This is a genomic window from Methanooceanicella nereidis (assembly GCF_021023085.1).
Taxonomy (GTDB): Archaea; Halobacteriota; Methanocellia; order Methanocellales; family Methanocellaceae; genus Methanooceanicella; species Methanooceanicella nereidis.
The window spans coordinates 53248-70955 of the sequence record NZ_PGCK01000010.1 but is presented as its reverse complement, the minus strand read 5'-3'; the positions used below and the strand labels follow the sequence as shown (position 1 = coordinate 70955).

Genomic DNA, 17708 nt, shown 5'->3' with positions numbered 1-17708 from the left:
AACCCGGTCTTTTCCTTTTTCTTAATGGCAAGCTTCTTTTACGGAGTCGGGCACCGCTATTAATAATGGAATATGTGATTATCGCAGAGGTCAACATTTTAAACGTGACCGGCTTTGGACGTTAGCTATAAACCCTCGGCATGGTGCTGGTATGACAAATATGTGGGAAGCTGGACCATAACCATCCAGCTTAACCGGGAAAAACTAAGCGCCTACGGCAATGGGTACCTGACCGACATACTTGTCGATATGATGGGCATCATGGGCGACATTTTTGTCGTGACAAGGGTAGAGTGCCCCTATAAGTATACGCTCTTTGACAGGATAAGGCCCATAACCCCGGGATCATTGCGTGAAGCCCTTGAAAAAAGATGGGAAATGATGGGGTCAAAAGACTCTGATTTTTCACCTAACGCCATGATATACGGTCTTACGTATGTATATGCTTTTACTGTGACGGGCATGTCACGGGCGCTGATACCTAATGCCCTTAGCTTCCGGCTTGACAGCGAAATCAAGGCGGAAGAGCCCATGGCAACGCTTACTGTTTCGACAAATTGCGACATATGGATGGAAGAGACGATAAACGGCGCAGATAATTCGATCATGGGCACGCTTAACGGCGATCTATTATCGGAAAAGCTTGAAGAGCTGGAAAAACGGCTCAGTGGAAAAATAACTTCTTATGGGACCGGATTTGACGATGTGATCCGGATGAATAAATACGGGTTAAGAAAAAAGTAAGAAAAAAGGCCTACGCGATAACGGCCTTTTTATCCGTCAATAAGCCGGTTATCAATTCTCTCAGATCTTCCCGCCTGAACGATACCTTATCCTCACTCAGCCTTTTGATCTCTTCAAGGACAATGTTCGTCTCGGCCTCTGTAAGCGTAAAGCCCATCTGTCTTGCCATATAGCATAATGCCTTGCTACCGCTGTGCTTTCCGAGGATGAACTCTCTTTTGCCTCCTACGATCTCGGGAGTGAATACCTCGTATGTACGGTCATTTTCAAGAAGGGCCGCAATATGTATCCCTGACTCGTGGGCAAACGCGTGGTCGCCCACTACGGCCTTATTCTTCGCTATTTTAATGCCGGAATATTTTTCGACGGACTTTGAGAGGTCCGTGATGGTGGAAAGCTTGTACCTATCGATACCGTACTGCAGCAGGAGGCCTAACAGCACTTCCTCCAGTGCGGCATTTCCCGCCCTCTCGCCTATACCGTTCGTCGTAGTATGAAGCTGCGTTGCACCTGCCTCTACGGCAGCCAGCGTGTTGGCCACAGCCATACCGAGATCGTCATGGCAGTGTACGCATACGGGTATCTTCACTGTCTTCCTGACCTCGCCGACTAAAAATCTCATGGTGGTCGGATTCATTATGCCGACAGTATCGGCGATGCTTACATAATCCGCGCCGGCGTCTTCTCCTGCCTTATAATACCTTTTAAGAAAATCAAGATCAGTCCTTGTCGAATCTTCTGCGGCGCACCTTACTATCAGGCCGTGCCTCTTTGCATACTCCACCGCAGGAACGATACAATCGATGGCTTCCTGCTGTGTCTTTTTATGCTTATATTTCAGATGAAGGTCCGACGTCCCTATGAATATCCCCACGACATCCGCATCGCAATCAAGCACTGCGTCGATGTCGCTTTTAATGGCCCTTGACAGGCAGCATATCTTTGCGTCAAGCCCTAAGCCGGCTATTGCTTTGATCGACTCCTTTTCCGCCTGCGACACGACCGGGAATCCGGCTTCGATGATCTCGACACCGATCTCATCCAGCATGCGCGCTATGTCTATCTTTTCCTCCCTGGTAAAGGTGACTCCAGGCGTCTGCTCCCCGTCCCTCAGGGTCACATCGCATATCTCGATGTCCCCGATATCGTTCTGCACATACTTCATCCACTCGTTTTTCGAGTATCCGGTCATGTTCTCACCATTTTATGCCGAAAATTTCGATACCGAAAATTTCGCTCACAATAACAATTAAATATTCGGGGTACTAATAACTTTCTACCTCAGTATGCGAGCGTGGGAAAATTTGGGAACTATTAGCGAAGAGATTCTAGGAAAAGCGGCCGGTAAAAAAGCCAGCGCCGGAGATTTTGTCATAGCTCCCGTCGATTATGCCATGAGCCATGACGGGACGTCAGTGCTTGCCGTTAAAGCGTTCAGGGAGATGGGGGTGGAAAAAGTCTGGGACCCTAAAAGGATAATAATACCGTTCGACCATCTTGTCCCGGCGAATAACGAAAATACCGCCCTGCTGCAGAAAGACATCAGGGAATGGGCAAAAGCACAGGGGATCACGAACCTGTACGATGTGGGCGAAGGTATATGCCATCAGCTCGTTCCCGAGAAAGGCTTCGCAATGCCCGGTAAGGTGATCGTGGGCGCTGATTCTCACACATGCACGTACGGCGCGTTCGGTGCATTCGCCACGGGTGTAGGCGCTACCGATATGGCAGAGGTATACTCTTCCGGAAAGCTCTGGTTCAGGGTACCTGAGACGATAAAGGTGACAGTTGACGGTAAGCTTGCTAAAGGCATTACTGCCAAAGATATCATATTACGTATCATAAAGGATGTAAAGACTGATGGCGCCGCATATAAAGCGATAGAATTTTACGGAGAGGCGATAAGGGCCTTATCCATAGCCGGCAGGATGACCATCTGTAATATGGCGATAGAGATGGGGGGAAAGGCCGGGATAGTGCCTCCTGACGAAAAGACCGATGATTACCTTCGCGGCAGGGCAGTAGAGCCGTACAGGCCGGTTTATGCCATCGACGCTCATTACTGTGAAGAGTTCACTTATGATATTTCTGATATTTCGCCTCAGGTCGCATGCCCCATAGATGTCGATAACGTCCATGACATAGAAGAGGTCGAGGGTAAGGATGTCGACCAGGTGCTCATAGGCTCGTGCACTAACGGCAGGTATGAGGATCTGGAAAGCGCTGCCATGATATTAAAAGGCAGGACCGTCAAATGCAGGACGCTGATAATACCTGCGTCCAGAAGCGTGATGATCGATGCTGTAGACTCGGGCGTTGCCGCCACTCTGTTGAAAGCGGGCGCGACGATATGTAATCCGGGCTGCGGCCCTTGCCTTGGCGGCCATATGGGTGTCCTTGCAGAGGGTGAAAGATGTATGTCGACCACAAACCGGAACTTCAAGGGGCGTATGGGTAAGGGCTCCGAAGTATATCTCGGCTCGCCACTGACGGCAGCAGCGACCGCGATCAATGGAAAGATAACCGATCCGAGGCGGTATCTATGAAGTTCAGGGGAAAAGTATGGAAGTACGGCGACAACGTGGATACCGATGTCATAATACCCGGAAAATACCTGAGAAGCACCGACTATAACGTGTTCGCGGAACATGCGATGGAAGGTATTGATCCGGATTTCAAGCCGCAGAAAGGTGACATAATTGTCGCCGGGAACAATTTCGGATGCGGCTCATCAAGGGAACAAGCCCCTATCGCTTTAAAATATGCAGGTATAGATTGTGTCGTCGCAAGATCCTTTGCCAGGATATTTTTCAGGAATGCCATTAACGTGGGCCTCCCTATCGTAGAGGCTGACGTCGCCGACGCGGTGAGCAAGGGCGAGATCATAGAGGTCGACCTGGATTCGGGCATAGTGACCGCGAACGGAAAAGAGTACACCAGCACAAAGCTGCCGGATTTCCTTCAGGAGATACTTGAAGCCGGAGGGCTGGTCGCATACAGGAGAGGCAGGCGATGAAGATCGCGATATTGCCCGGCGACGGGATAGGCAAAGAAGTCATACCCGTAGCGTTCGATATGCTCAGGCTCATACTTCCCGGGGCAGAGCTTGTCCAGGTGGACGTAGGATATGAGAGGTTCAGGCGCGAGGGCAAAGCAATGACCGAAGAGGATATCGACCTGGTCAGGTCGTGCGACTGCGTGCTCTTCGGGGCGATCACCACGCCGCCGAAAAGGGATTACAGAAGCGTGATATTGACCCTGCGGAGCGAGCTCGGGCTATACGCTAACATCAGGCCGTTCAAGTCATCAGCGATCTCTCCTTTTAAAGTGGATTTTACCATTTACCGGGAAAACAGCGAAGACCTTTATCTGGGGCTTGAAGATGTAACGGAAGATGAGGTAAGGTCGACCAGGGTCATCACAAAAAAAGCGAGCGAGCGCATAGCGAGGATGGCATGTAAAAACCCGGGGTTAAAAAAGCTCACTATCGTGCACAAGGCTAACGTTTTAAAGTCATGCGCTTTATTCAGGGACTGCTGTATTGAAGTGGCAGAAGGGCTGATGGTGCCGTATGAAGAGATGCTGGTGGATGCCATGGCATATAATCTTATAAGGTGTCCGTCCCGGTATGATACCATAGTCACGACGAACCTGTTCGGCGACATCCTTTCAGATGAGGCGGCTGCCCTGATAGGCGGGCTTGGGCTTTCGCCGAGCGCCAATATCGGGGATAAATACGCTCTTTTTGAGCCCGTGCACGGCAGCGCTCCGGACATAGCCGGAAAGGATGTGGCAAACCCGATAGCAGCAGTGCTTAGCACTAAGATGCTTCTCGAGTGGGCCGGAAAACGGGAAGAGGCCGAGAAAGTCCAGAGAGCCGTGGACACGATACTGCAAGAAAGAATATTCACGCCGGACCTTGGAGGCATATATAAGACCTCTGACGTTAAGCATTCACTCTTAAAGCTCATAGAGGCGGAAATATGATATTCCCGGAGCACTGCAAGTTTATCGGCGCTATTAACAAATATCTGAGAAAGGAATACAGTCCTGAAGATATCATCTATTTCTCGTCGAAATATGTACTTGTCTTCGAGGCCCCTGACAGATGCGAGGTCTATGAGGTCAGGAGCGAGGGCGAAGGGACTTTTTTGAAAAAGAAAAAGGAAGCTAAGAAAATAGCCGGGATAAACGAGACACTGGTATATGACAGGCCTGTAGATCTCTCGAACCGCGCTAACCTGATCAGGATCGCTTCCAGGCTCTGCGATGATCGGGTCAATACTGTCGTGTTCAGGGGAATCGACCAGCACCTGAATTTCGTACATTCCCCGTCCACCGACGGGCTAACCTCTATAGATGTATACGACATCGCGCCGCCCGAGCCCGCATGGCTTGAGTATAATATCAAGAGGCTTGACGATGCCGGAATGTTCGGGGAGCTAATGCTTACATTTAACTATTATACTAAAAACTTAAAAGAGTTTGAGGATCCGGATAATACGATCATATTCCCATGCTATGCTTCTGGCCTTAAAGGCTTGTTCCTGGACTCTCTGGATGGCGAGCCGCAGGGTGATATAAAACTTATCGGCTGCGATACGTCAAAGCAGGTGTTCGAGGCAAGGTTCCCGAACAAAAAATATGAGCATGTCAATATCTGCCTTCTATCGACTATCCGGCCTGAGCGTCCTTTCGTGCTCCGATGCTGCCAGTCAGAAAAGCTGGGGCTGACAAGTATCCGCGGGATCCAGGGCATAGCTGTACACTGGGGTGCGAACCCGCGTGAAATCTACGAAGCAGTAAAAGCTCTTACCGAAGCGATAAAAAATAAAAACTGATCAACATGGCCGCTTTTGAACCGACACTGATCGGTATATTCATATTCGGGATCATCGCCGGTATATGCCCGTGTAATAGTGTGCTGTGTTTAGGATTGGTAGGCTATATCGCCGGATCCGAAAAAAATACCAGTTTCCTTGATAACCTAAAGCTGATGATTCCGTTCGCCGCAGGCACGATCATCATTCTTTTACCTCTTGGTTTGATAGCCGGTATAATGGGCGATTACCTTTTATTGATCAATGAATCCGTCGCATGGGCGTTCGGCGGCCTGGTTATGATACTTATGGGTTTACAGCTCCTCAAGATCTATAAGCCCCCGATTAAAAGTATATTCAATATGTTCAAGGGCTCAAAAACTAATACTGCGGCAGGGACTTTTTTACTCGGCCTTTCTTTCGGCGCGATAACCATCGGCCGGGGCGCCCCGATGCTTCTGGCAGTCATTACCTATATCGGTCTATACCAGGGCCCGCTGCAAGGACTGGGCACAATGCTCCTTTATTCAACGGGAATGGTAATACCGCTTGCACTTATCGGCTCTGCGGGAGGGACGATAAGCGGTAAACTGAAGGACATGACCTCCAGGTACGGGAATTATCTGGACACTGCCATCGGGCTCGCGATCATACTGATAGGGTTGTATTTCATATATCTGGCCTTATAATGACCTTTTATCAGCGTTAAAAAAGGAAAATTTTCGATGGTCATGTGTGTTCGCTTGACAGGATATACCATATTATGCCTATGCCGCATGTGACTAATATTGCTACCAGTGCCAGCAGGTTTTTAGCCGACTGGTCTATTGCCCAGCAATATAGACCTCCGCCGTTCATCAAGCATTCTATATATTGATCATTGAGAAGGTCGAAAGTGCTCGCCAGGAATATTAATAGCAGTATAGCAAGCATTGTCCCTAAAATTATTACAGCGATGCTTCCAGCCGTTCTGTCAGTCATAATACTCTATGTCTATTATAAGTAAGCCCTACTATATAAACCTAAAATAAGAGAAAAAATTGGAATAAAAAAAGCAAGGCTAAAAAATATTAGCCAAATGTATATACCATGGTCACTGTGGCCTGGACTTTTTGCTCGCCCGGAGATACCGGTGTCGGTGCAGCTCCACTGGCTCTTTCCGCAGCTGCCATATTATACGAGTCATAATATACCGGATAGAAGCCTCCGGACTCGGATATTGTCTTTAGTTTCATTCCCTCTATGTCCGCGGCTGAAGCTATGGTTTTTGCCTTATCGGCACCGTCTTTCACTGCTTTCTCAAGGGCTTGCTTATAGACTAGCGACTGCTTTTCCTCCGATAGCATAAAGCTCACGCCATCGATCTTATTCGAGCCCGACCCGTATGAAGCATCGATAACAGGGCCAACTTTGGACATATCCCTTACAGTGATAGTGACAGTGTTACTGGCCTTATAGCCGACTATCTTCGGCTTTTCCGTAGCGTCCTTTGGCTGATACTGGTAATTGTATACCGGCTGTACCGAGATCTGGCTTGTCTTGATGTCCTTCTCCGGTATACCTAACCTTCTAACTGATTTCATAACGGCGTCCATCTGGTCCGCGTTCATCTGCATCGCCTCGGACGAGGTGTTAGCCTCAGTCACTACGCCCACGCTCACCTTTGCTATGTCGGGTTCCGTATAGACATATCCGTTACCCGTTACTGTTACGGTTCTTTCGGACTCGTTATTCTCCGATGCCGAACTTGCGACACCTATGCCGTTTACGCACGAATTGCCTAACACTGCAAGTAAAACGGCAAATGCAGTGATCATGCCGAGACCAAATAGAAACCCTCGCTTAAACTCCATAAGAGATTCACCGTATAAATCATCGATAGCCATGTATATAACATTTATTTAGACTACAAATCAGATCGTAGTTATTTATCTGTAATTTTAGTTAATTTGGCATAATTTGCTATATTTTTGACTGTATGTCCTGTAAATGGCCGATTTGCTAAAAATATCCATGTATCGCTTACGCTTAATAAATTGAAAACAAATCAGTAATGTTTCTTTTTAAAGATAATGACCGTTTTGATAAATACCGGATTTTTATTATTATTTTAGTATTTCATTAATAATATTGTTAGAAAATAACCAAAATGTATGGTAATGTTGGTTTTTATCATAGAAACCTTTAACTTATCTGACTCTAACATAATAATTGGTAGGTCAAAATAATGTGGGCCTTATATTTCCATTCGGAGGACACCTCCCAAAGATGATATTTGAGAATATCCGGATGGTTGTGGATACGCAGGAAGCGGACGTATATTCCGCTTCCTAAAATATCATTTGTTCATTATAACTGGTATATATCACCTGAGGACTCATACCAGCCATTCTTTGAACATGTTTTCAGCGAACTCAATATCTTTCTCGTTCATCCCTGCTATCCTGCATTTTTCTCGAAAGATATGCGCAGGGACTTTATCATGGAAAGCATCTCTTAACATATCTATTATATTTTCGAGTTCCCTGCTTTTCTCGATCAGGTTCTCTTGCGGGTTCAGTATGACATGGCTTTCAATAGCGTCTATGATGCTGATACGATCCGGGATGAAGTGACCTTTTTCGCTCAGGTCAAGCAGGTTTTCCAGTATCATGTTTACATATTCGTCGCTTGAGAGATCCTTTTTTCTTAACTCGACGAATATCCGTGACCTTTCCGATAAACATATGGAATGTTTCATTAAAAACAAATTTAATCTTATAATAAATAATCCTTTCTTACGCTGGCGGACGCCTTACGACCTTAAGGTCCAGTATCCTGCTGTCCGGATTATAAAATATGACACATCCGTCTATCGTCGTTATGATATCGACTACCTGGAATAGCACGTCAAGGTCGATCAGCCTGTCTTCAAATCTTAGGCCATATTTTATGATACATTGCTGCGCTCCCGTATTTATAAGCCTGTCCGCAAAATCATCCCTCGTGCCCGGGAACCTGAAGATATTGATACCGGCGGCTTCCACCATATCCTGCCCTAAGGTCCTCTTCACGGCTTCGTAAGGAGAGTCCATAATGAGTAATTATCGCCGCCATATATAAATCATTGACATTCCGGGGAAAAACATATTATTAGATAGATCCTCATTTATGCCGGGATATTAGATGAAGGTAATGTTTACCGTTAAGCAGAAGGACAGAAATGACCTGCCATGTATGCTTGAGTTTGAAAAACAGGTTTACGGGATAAAAAAACAGATGGTCGATTCGCTTGGAGAAAAATATGACTTTACGATAGAGACCAGTTTTGACCAGGCATCTGTGCTGTACCCTAAACGATTTATGTTTGACTATGTGTCCGAAACGGCCGTTTGTCATCATCCTATGGATGTCATTTCCGCATTTTTCAAGGCTATCGAATCTACCGGCATATGCATCTCAAAGTATGACGTGCATATCACTGTGGAATGGATGTGACGCCTTACCGGTTTTTACGATACTTACGTTAACCTCTGTCCGTTCCGGTCGTTCCATAAAAGAAAGCAGGCACAAATGTCTACTACTTTTTCACATAAATGGGCACATGGGAGCAGAAGGCTCAATAATTCTTTTTTAAAATAAGCATACTATCAAAAAATTTTTGAAACCGGGGTCAATTTCTTTTCCCGAATAGTGAAATATGTAGCCTCTATGCTGCCTTTGAAGCCATAAGATCGGGGATATCGAACCACGAACCGACGTGATATACTTCTAAGCAGGACAAATGGTAATTGATCCCGGCGATTATTGTATAATTATCAGCCCTCCATACAGTTATGTTTTAAATATTGTTCACTTTTTAAATCAAAATAGACAAAATTATATTACAACAAACAATAAATTTATATATAATGACCGTGCCATATAGTAACATAATGAAAGTGTTGGATAGTACTACCAGGGCCTACCGGCTCAACGGGAATGCTATTTCCGAAGCGTCGCTTGACGTTGTTCTGAGTGCAGCGTACGCTATACTCGCAAAGAACGATGAAATAGCGCCTCCGTTCGAAAAGTGGGACGAAGAGGAGATTAGTGTTGGAGACGATACGTTACTTTGCTACTTTACCACGACTGACAGTGGAAAGCAAATAAGATTATGCTTCTCCGTAAAGGACATGACGGCAAAGATCATGTTATTATCCGGGGAAGAAGAGTACTTTATAGATGACAATCTCTTTTGTACTATCAGATCCGAGAATAAGTATCTTCTCGAAGAGTGGCTTTAAGCGTACTGCATGATAATGCAGTCGCTTCCAGGTTTTTTTCTCGAAACTCAACTCTGACCGGATTTTCTTCAAGTCCCAATTTTTCTTATACAATATTTTATAATTATGTATAATTATGTACGTTATGGTGTATAATTATACGCTCATGTATTCTTGTTAATGATCGTTGAAGGTGTTCTTATGGCCGAAAATATCATAAAAGTCACACTGGACGTTGATGAGCTGCCGAAGACATGGTATAATATTTTGCCGGACCTGCCTGAGCCGCTCCCGGCAGCACTTCATCCGGCGACGAAAGAGCCGCTGAGGCCGGAGGAATGGGAGGCATTGTTCCCTAAAGGGCTGGTAAGGCAGGAACTGTCCGAAGAAACCGACATAAGGATACCCGATGAGGTAAGGGAAGCACTTATACGTATCGGCAGGCCTACGCCGCTATATCGGGCGAAAAGGCTTGAGGACGCCTTAAAGACCCCGGCAAGGATATATTATAAGCGTGAAGACGTCTCCCCTGCAGGCTCGCATAAACCTAATACGGCCATAGCCCAGGCCTACTTCAACTATTCCGAAGGTATTGAACACCTTACTACGGAGACGGGCGCGGGCCAATGGGGATCTGCCCTTAGCGCGGCCGCATCATATTTCGGAATGAAGTGTACAGTGTTCATGGTCCGGTCGTCATATGATAGCAAGCCATATCGTAAATATGTCATGAAACTTTTTGGTGCGGACGTGATCCCGTCGCCAAGCGATACGACCGAATACGGCAGGTGTATGCTAAAGAAAGACCCCGGCTGTTCGGGCAGCCTCGGTATCGCCATCAGCGAAGCGATAGAGATCGCCATGAAAAGCGAGAGGACAAAATATTCTCTAGGGAGCGTATTGAACCATGTCATGCTCCATCAGACTGTCATAGGCTTAGAAACTAAAAAACAGCTTGAAAAGATTGGCGAAAAACCCGATAAGCTCATAGCATGCGTCGGGGGCGGAAGTAACTTCGCAGGGTTTACATTCCCGTTCATCCGTGACAAAATGAAGGGCAAGAACGACATCAGGTTCATAGCTGTCGAGCCTAAAAGCGTGCCGTCGCTGACGGGCGTTGCCGAAGGTACCTCCCGCTATGAGTATGACTTCGGGGATACTGCCGGAATGACGCCTCTATTAAAGATGCATACTCTCGGCCATGATTTCATACCGGAGACGATACATGCCGGCGGCCTCAGATATCACGGCATGGCACCGACAGTATCATTACTTTATGATCACGGTATCATCGACGCGGAGGCCATAGGGCAGGAGGACACGTTCACCGCAAGCAGGCTTTTTACCCGTACCGAGGGTATCATACCCGCGCCCGAATCCTCTCATGCAATTGCTTCCGCCATAAGCCATGCCTTAGAGTGTAAAAAGACCGGCGACCCCGGGGTCATTGTCTTTAACCTCAGCGGCCATGGGCTTTTAGACCTTCAAAACTATGCAAATATCTTCAGCCTTTAATACGGGCGGGCGAGTATAGCCAGTATCCTGAAAGGCTCCACGCCTTTTATCCTGAACGTGGCAAGGTCCGAAGCGGGCGGCAGAGTGCCGGCGACACCGAGGAATAGCCTGCGGGCAATAATATCTTCGGTATCCTCTGGCATAAATATCAGTCCTGAACTTACCATACTCCTGTTCATATCGCTCATAGTGAGGATATAAAGGGTGGCGGGCTGCGATACAGATGTGGCGGCAAAGGATGCGACTTTTCCTGCGAGTATATTCCTGAACGCGTCCAGGCTCAGGTCGCCGGACGTTATCGCTGCCGAAATGAATGCCAGGGTGTGAGCGATAAAGTTAAATGATATCCTCATGGCGTCCTCAACGTCACTCTTCCCTCTCTTTTCGAAGACCCATCCTACATCAACGACTGCGGCACCATCGAATGAAGAATATACGTCCCTGTCCTTTTCCGTCCATCCTCTTTGGGGCTTGATCATTATGCCGTAAACAAAACTCTTATCCGACATTTTTGATGCTATTGCCTGTGAATATGTCAGGGATGAACCTTCCGAAGGGTCTGCTATGATAAATATCAGTTTAAAGGCATCAAGTTCAGGCTCCGGCTCGAATTTTCCATCCTTGATCAGTATTTTTACGTCAGCATCGGCAGAGCCCAATATATCTTTGTTATCGTCGACCGCTATGATATGTGCTTCCGCGTTCGACTGCCTGATCAAGCTCGTGACGATCGAACCGCTTTGCCCGACTCCCATTATCACAACTTTATTCTCACTTTGTACGGCGCTCATTTTCATCACTACATAGGTAATTGCTTAATATTATGCACTTATCATTCAAAACAATGTCTATATTTTTTAATTTTGTGAATTTATACTAATGTCAAATTTTATATCTAACTTTACATAATCTATATTTGATGTATTCTACTGACATCTATTATGAATCCGTTGAGATACAAAGGCGGTTCATAAAGCAGCTTTACGATATAGATAAAAAGAAAATAAGCGAACTCATCGCACTGCTAAGCGGTTTCATACTGGAGAACACCGTATGCACAAAAGTGATATACGGCATCGCCGAAGGTAGAAGCGCTCTATCGCTATATGACTTTTTACAGCAGTCCTCCAAGTATGAGAACATTTTCCCGTTAACGCTGGACGATCCTATCCGCCGCTACATAGACCCTGAAAGAAACAATCTCGTCATTGCGGCGACAGGTTCCGGCGAGACAAAAAGCGTCTTGAGGTATCTGGAGGAATCATTTAAGCTGAATGTCCCGGTCTTGCTGATAACCTCGGGGGTAAATTCCACCGCCTATAAAATGGTCTCGGATTATGATAACGGCTATGTTTTTGTCATAGACCCTATGAAAGCAGTCGACAGAAAGCATTTGATAGCACTTGGCTCGGAGTTCGAGCTTAAGCTTGCAGTGCTCTTGAACTCACTGATACCGGCTCTTTATGAGCATAGCGACGGCAAAGTGACATCAAAATATTATAACCAGGTAAATCATTTTATCAAGAACGCTACACTTTTATCGGAGATAGAAAGGGATCACCTGTCCGAATGGATAGATAAGCTATTGAACCGCAGGGGCAACTTTATCGTGGATGGTGTCGGCCGTTCCGGATTCGTGGCGAAAGCCTTCGGCATGCGGCTCACTCACCTCGGGCACAATGTATTCATGCGTGACGGCCCTACCACTCCCGCATTCTTACGTGGCGACGCGTATATCCCGATAAGCGGCAGCGGCAATACACGAGAAATAATAGAGGGCGCCATGTCCGCAAAGTCTCACGGCGCGGATATTTTCCCCATCATGGTAAACAAAGACTCAAAGCTGGGTGCTTTAATGGACTCCTGGGGAATGTCGAAAAACATCATGTATGTCCCGCTTCCGGAAGAAGATCTGCGTTTATACGGCGAAAAAGAGATGAGCAAGATATTCGCGACGAAAACCGTTCAGACAAGGCCATCTATTTCCGAAATAAACGCCTATATCTTCACGAACGGAGTGATATCCTTATCCATGAACATACTCGGAGTGAGCGAACAATATCTCAAGAGGATACATGTATAATGGCCGGTCGCCCGGTCATGAATCATATATCCATTTTTGTTGATATTGCCATCGCACATTCCTATTTTCATACTATGGAAAAATTTATTTTTCTTTTCATTAAACCGGCATTTTATGTATCCATATTGCCGGAAGCGGTTCCGGCAGGCATGTGCCGCGTCAATGACAGCAGGAAATTAATCTTTTAACCGTCTCCATTATCCTGGTGTCCGGTATTTCAATTTCGATATTTTCGTCGACAATATCGACATAAATATCCTGGCTATGTGTAACTTTTCCTTCAAATGTGTCAAATTCGACCGTGACGGTCGCTATTTTTTTCTTACCTTTTAATGTTTTATGGATCACAAGCTCAGTGACGACAGACCTTTTTTCCATACTGCGAATATTGCCGAGTTCGACTGTCAGATCATTTCCGGTCATGAATTTCCTGTTTTCACGTCCCGGGGAACCCGTAATGCATGCCTCCTCATGAGCAAATAAATTCAGTTTCACTGCATAAGCATAAGTTGAAAAGAGGTCTTCAAGCTCTTTTTCTATTATGGCGGGAATATCCCGGTCACTTTTTATATGATGCGGCGTGCCTCCGCCTTTTTCCGCTATCCTGATCAACACGTCCCTGTCGGAATCGTCACCGACGCTTATCGTAGATATCCTTATATTCCTTTTAAGCGCATCCTCCGACAGGCTTAATATTTCCGCAAGGTCGAAGCTGCCTGCGGAGGGAGATCCGTCTGATATAAGCACTACGTGGTTAATCGTATCTCTTTCCGAGGCTCTTTCAGCTTCCTTGATGCCGCTGGACAGCCCTCCGAATAGGTCTGTACCCCCTCTGGACACTATCCGCTGTAACCTGTCCTTTATCAAATCTTTATTCAGGGGGTTCGCGGGATACAGGAGCTTCTCCGCTACATCGTCGTACATGACTATGGATACGATGTCTTCCGGAAGCAGGCTATCTATCATAAGGCTTACGACATCTCTTGTAAATAATAATTTGTCCCCGTACATCGAGCCGCTTCTATCTATCAGGATACACAGGTTCAGCCTCGGGCGCCATATGTGCCCGATCTCCGGCGCTTTGATATCCGTTAACAGGTATATCCTGTTAAAAGCATGTACATGAGCTTTCTTTCTGCTACATAACGTATGAACTTCCCCCATAAATTACTCTCCCACCAGAAGCGCTATTATATAACGGCAAAATACTGACCTTAATTATGACCTTTTTTTATAACTTATAACATAATTTAATGATACATGTTATTATTTAAAGTTATCTTTAACTTATCTTATACGAAAAAAACTTTCATTTGTCGTGAATGCTGCCATAAAAGCCGATGCTAGTTGTATTTTGTTAAGTATCGTATATTATTGTTGTATAACATTTACAATAGTTAATTATAAGTATTATAGGTACAACTGTTTAATAATGACCATGAAACCTGGAGTCCACATAGTACCTACCGGTTTTGAGTATGACCGGGTAATACAGCCTTTGATAAACGACTTTACTGTTAAAAAGGCATACCTGCTTGTTCATGATACGAAGAAAAGGACTGAGGATCATGATAAGCAGACACAGATAGTTAACGGGTACATAAGAAAGATCAAGGACATCCCCTTTAAATGGGAAATTATCTCGACTAATATTTACAATTTTGATGATGTTTTTAAAAGATCGTACGATATCATTAAAAAAGAGGTCGGTGAGGGGAATCCAGTATATATTAACATATCATCCGCATCAAAGGTCGTCCAGCTTGCCCTGACAATGGCTGCATTCCTGAATAATAAGCCCGGGACGGAAGAACCGGCCGTCCAGCTGTTCTACGTCGAGCCGGAAAGATATTATGAAGGAGAGCTTATCGGTACTGTTTTTGAACTATTGAAAAAGGATGAGGATGAACAAAATACGATAAAAAAACTAAAGGACATCGCCAGAGAGATCCGGGACCATGGCATGGCGTCTGGCAAAAAGGATACTTACAAGTTTCCGCCTTTCCCGCTTGCCCAATTCACGGACATCGAATATGATATGTTAAAGATAATTAATGAGAAAAAGGTTATCAGTTCGATCAAAGAGATGAAAGAGCTTCTGGATATGTCGACAGGCCGCGTCACTCCCCGTTCAAACATAAAATATTATTTAGACAACATGGAAAAGCAGGGGCTTATAACTACCGAGAGGGAAAAGAAAGAGCTGAAGATAAGCCTTACTCGCGCAGGAGAGCTATTCGCTTACGCCGGAGGTAACTAGGGGGTATCAGCTCCAAATTTTTAACTTTGTGATTCTATATTTTCGTAAAATTAGTGATGTGTCCCGTTAACAATAGTTTTAATATGTATTTTTCACCACGAAATCTTTGATGAGCGGGGTCTTGCTCAGGTTATAAGAATGAAAGAACGTGTCGTACTTACCCGGTCTTTGAGATGAAGTTTTTTATGTTTGTGCCTGTCGGATGGCAGGTAGACACATAACCTCACAGAAACACAGAAACACAAAAATTTTTTTTATGATTTTTTAAGGGCTCAAAGACCCCAAAATCTTACTCACCAAATCACGAAGGGCTCCAGTATCACCGTCAATGCTCTAATATCCCTAACGCTCGGCTCAACGCACTAACCTCTCCAAGTCACTAACGCTAAAACAAAACCCGAACATTCTCCAAAAACACAAAAATTTAATATCCCGGTTTGTGTACCCCTGATCCATCAACATGAATATCGATCGTGAAACGTCAACCGTGCAGTTAAACTTTAGTGTTTTGGAGAATGTTCGGGGTTTGTTTTAGCGTTAGTGTATTAGAGCACTTCGAGCATTAAGCCGTGCATTTGAGACTTTAGTGCGTTGACGGTGATACTGGAGCCTTTCGTGATTTAGTGAGTAAATTCTTAGGGTTTTCGTGACCTTAAATTCTAAAAAATTTTTGTGGTTCTGTGTTTCTGTGAGGTTATGTGTCTACCTGCCATCTGACAGGCACAATGCCAGAACATCGATCTCAGAACTGATGTTATATGCCCATTTTTAAAGAAACCATCTAAAAGTTTTTCATGGGAGCGCACGAAGGCGAACAAATTACACAAATTTTTTTAAATATATCTGTCATCTCAGGAATTATCTTTATTTATAAGTAAATTCGATATGACTGCCTTAAAGCACGTGTATGGATGATAATATTACGGACAAACCTGGACGGAACCAAATGACCTCACAAAAAAGTCTTTTGCGCTCCTTTTTCGCCTTTGTGCGCTTCGTTGTGAAAATAGCGGACCTTCGTTGCCTTAGTGATGGAATCGATCATAGAATTATGCGGATCGCCCATGGAAAACCCATGGCCAGTTCTATCTATTCTTTCTTTCGATGATCTTGATCGTTAACGGCTCAGGAACCTCTATGGGGACATGCTTCTCGGGAGGCTCATCCATATCCTTTCCGCAATGAGGGCAAATTCTTTTTTCGGTCTCTTTTCTCTTATGAAGCTCTTCGACGAACCCTGAGCCCATTATGCCCGTCGGCAGCGCGAAAAGCCCGATCCCGAGCAAAGCTATGATGCTTCCGAGGAATTTTCCGAGCGGCGTCATCGGCACAACATCTCCATAGCCCACAGTTGCCAGGGTGATAACTCCCCACCACATCGATGTAAGTATGCTCGAAAATTTATCCGGCTGGACGTCATGCTCGACCGTATACATCAGCGCTGAAGCTATCAACAGCAGTAAAAATCCCATGACGACAGTGATAGTAAGCTCTTCTTTTTTATTATTGATGACGTTTATGAACGTCTGCATCGATTCCGAGTACCTTCCCAGCTTGAATATCCTGAAAAGCCTGAAGAGACGCAGGGCTCTTATTATCAGCAGGTCTGCCGGCAGTATCATCGGCAGGTAGAACGGCATAATAGCCAGCAGGTCAATGATGGCGAACGGCGTGAATATATATTTAATCCTGCCTCTAAGCATTCCTGTGTACTCCGGATTAAGGTTACAGGTCCATAGCCTGAGAATATATTCTATCGAGAATATTGCGACCGAGAACACTTCAAAGTTCCAGAAAAGATCTCCGTACTGTGATGCCAGACTTTCTTCCGTCTCAAGGACGACAGCAGTCACATTGAGGCATATGAGTACTATGATGAATATGTTGAACGCTTTTCCGAATCCATCCTCTTGTAACGAGTTTTCTAGGATCTCGTATACTCGTGACTTTATTCGATGATACACCCTGCGAATACACCCTTAAAGCTATATGCTCTACCCTATGTTATGTCCATAGATTAAAATTTTCTGGAGCATATTTTT

At 45.3% G+C, this 17708-nt stretch carries 19 protein-coding genes; 11 read left to right on the top strand and 8 right to left on the bottom strand.

Annotation, left to right across the window (positions count from 1 at the left end):
- Positions 1–114 precede the first annotated feature (114 nt).
- The gene (locus CUJ83_RS11940) at positions 115–744 is read left to right on the top strand and encodes a hypothetical protein (RefSeq protein ID WP_230742549.1); all 630 of its coding nucleotides are present in this window, start codon (positions 115–117) and stop codon (positions 742–744) included.
- 10 nt (positions 745–754) lie between these two features.
- On the opposite strand, the gene CUJ83_RS11935 is transcribed toward CUJ83_RS11940, so the two are convergent.
- Positions 755–1936: a homocitrate synthase family protein gene (locus CUJ83_RS11935; protein ID WP_230742548.1), complete on the bottom strand. Its 1182-nt coding sequence runs from the start codon at positions 1934–1936 to the stop codon at positions 755–757.
- Between the two features lie 112 nt (positions 1937–2048).
- Between CUJ83_RS11935 and CUJ83_RS11930 the strand changes: the two genes are divergently transcribed.
- Genes CUJ83_RS11930 through CUJ83_RS11910 form a run of 5 tightly spaced genes read left to right on the top strand, consistent with a single transcriptional unit; the run spans position 2049 to position 6253 of the window.
- Positions 2049–3290 (top strand): 3-isopropylmalate dehydratase large subunit, encoded by a 1242-nt coding sequence (locus CUJ83_RS11930; protein ID WP_230742547.1) that lies wholly within the window; start codon positions 2049–2051, stop codon positions 3288–3290.
- A complete protein-coding gene (locus CUJ83_RS11925) occupies positions 3287–3760 on the top strand; it encodes a 3-isopropylmalate dehydratase small subunit (RefSeq protein ID WP_230742546.1) in 474 nt (157 codons plus the stop codon). The genes CUJ83_RS11930 and CUJ83_RS11925 overlap by 4 nt, the downstream gene beginning before the upstream one ends.
- Entirely contained in the window at positions 3757–4731 is a 975-nt protein-coding gene (locus CUJ83_RS11920) for an isocitrate/isopropylmalate dehydrogenase family protein (RefSeq protein WP_230742545.1), read from the top strand. The genes CUJ83_RS11925 and CUJ83_RS11920 overlap by 4 nt, the downstream gene beginning before the upstream one ends.
- Positions 4728–5585 carry a DUF7714 family protein gene (locus CUJ83_RS11915; RefSeq protein ID WP_230742544.1) on the top strand — a complete coding sequence of 286 codons (858 nt, stop codon included), beginning with the start codon at positions 4728–4730 and terminating at the stop codon, positions 5583–5585. Before CUJ83_RS11920 ends, CUJ83_RS11915 begins: the two co-directional genes overlap by 4 nt.
- Before the next feature lie 5 nt (positions 5586–5590).
- A complete protein-coding gene (locus tag CUJ83_RS11910; protein WP_230742543.1) occupies positions 5591–6253 on the top strand; it encodes a cytochrome c biogenesis CcdA family protein in 663 nt (220 codons plus the stop codon).
- 40 nt (positions 6254–6293) lie between these two features.
- On the opposite strand, the gene CUJ83_RS11905 is transcribed toward CUJ83_RS11910, so the two are convergent.
- From CUJ83_RS11905 to CUJ83_RS11890, 4 genes are all read right to left on the bottom strand, one after another.
- Positions 6294–6545 carry a hypothetical protein gene (locus CUJ83_RS11905; protein WP_230742542.1) on the bottom strand — a complete coding sequence of 84 codons (252 nt, stop codon included), beginning with the start codon at positions 6543–6545 and terminating at the stop codon, positions 6294–6296.
- An 89-nt stretch (positions 6546–6634) separates the two neighbouring features.
- Complete coding sequence (locus CUJ83_RS11900; protein ID WP_230742541.1) at positions 6635–7450, bottom strand: SIMPL domain-containing protein; 816 nt, start codon at positions 7448–7450, stop codon at positions 6635–6637.
- A 491-nt stretch (positions 7451–7941) separates the two neighbouring features.
- Positions 7942–8304 carry a hypothetical protein gene (locus CUJ83_RS11895; RefSeq protein WP_230742540.1) on the bottom strand — a complete coding sequence of 121 codons (363 nt, stop codon included), beginning with the start codon at positions 8302–8304 and terminating at the stop codon, positions 7942–7944.
- Between the two features lie 37 nt (positions 8305–8341).
- The gene (locus CUJ83_RS11890; RefSeq protein ID WP_230742539.1) at positions 8342–8638 is read right to left on the bottom strand and encodes a hypothetical protein; all 297 of its coding nucleotides are present in this window, start codon (positions 8636–8638) and stop codon (positions 8342–8344) included.
- Positions 8639–8729: 91 nt separating this feature from the next.
- Here CUJ83_RS11890 and CUJ83_RS11885 point away from each other — a divergent pair, with 91 nt between their 5' ends.
- The 3 genes from CUJ83_RS11885 (at position 8730) to CUJ83_RS11875 (ending at position 11323) form a co-directional block, all read left to right on the top strand.
- Complete coding sequence (locus CUJ83_RS11885; protein WP_230742538.1) at positions 8730–9041, top strand: hypothetical protein; 312 nt, start codon at positions 8730–8732, stop codon at positions 9039–9041.
- A gap of 437 nt (positions 9042–9478) precedes the next feature.
- Positions 9479–9829 carry a hypothetical protein gene (locus CUJ83_RS11880; protein WP_230742537.1) on the top strand — a complete coding sequence of 117 codons (351 nt, stop codon included), beginning with the start codon at positions 9479–9481 and terminating at the stop codon, positions 9827–9829.
- A gap of 180 nt (positions 9830–10009) precedes the next feature.
- The gene (locus CUJ83_RS11875) at positions 10010–11323 is read left to right on the top strand and encodes a TrpB-like pyridoxal phosphate-dependent enzyme (RefSeq protein WP_230742536.1); all 1314 of its coding nucleotides are present in this window, start codon (positions 10010–10012) and stop codon (positions 11321–11323) included.
- Here the strand turns inward: CUJ83_RS11875 and CUJ83_RS11870 are convergent.
- Positions 11320–12114, bottom strand: coding sequence for a hypothetical protein (locus CUJ83_RS11870; RefSeq protein ID WP_230742535.1), 795 nt, complete (start codon positions 12112–12114; stop codon positions 11320–11322). The two genes, CUJ83_RS11875 and CUJ83_RS11870, sit on opposite strands and share 4 nt — an antisense overlap.
- Positions 12115–12242: 128 nt before the next feature.
- Between CUJ83_RS11870 and CUJ83_RS11865 the strand changes: the two genes are divergently transcribed.
- The gene (locus CUJ83_RS11865; RefSeq protein WP_230742534.1) at positions 12243–13406 is read left to right on the top strand and encodes a phosphoheptose isomerase family protein; all 1164 of its coding nucleotides are present in this window, start codon (positions 12243–12245) and stop codon (positions 13404–13406) included.
- 159 nt (positions 13407–13565) lie between these two features.
- On the opposite strand, the gene CUJ83_RS11860 is transcribed toward CUJ83_RS11865, so the two are convergent.
- Positions 13566–14570: a vWA domain-containing protein gene (locus tag CUJ83_RS11860; protein WP_230742533.1), complete on the bottom strand. Its 1005-nt coding sequence runs from the start codon at positions 14568–14570 to the stop codon at positions 13566–13568.
- Between the two features lie 268 nt (positions 14571–14838).
- Between CUJ83_RS11860 and CUJ83_RS11855 the strand changes: the two genes are divergently transcribed.
- Complete coding sequence (locus CUJ83_RS11855) at positions 14839–15666, top strand: HFX_2341 family transcriptional regulator domain-containing protein (protein WP_230742532.1); 828 nt, start codon at positions 14839–14841, stop codon at positions 15664–15666.
- Positions 15667–16751: 1085 nt separating this feature from the next.
- On the opposite strand, the gene CUJ83_RS11850 is transcribed toward CUJ83_RS11855, so the two are convergent.
- Positions 16752–17630, bottom strand: a complete 879-nt coding sequence (locus CUJ83_RS11850; protein WP_230742531.1) for an ion transporter — start codon at positions 17628–17630, stop codon at positions 16752–16754.
- Positions 17631–17708: the final 78 nt, after the last annotated feature.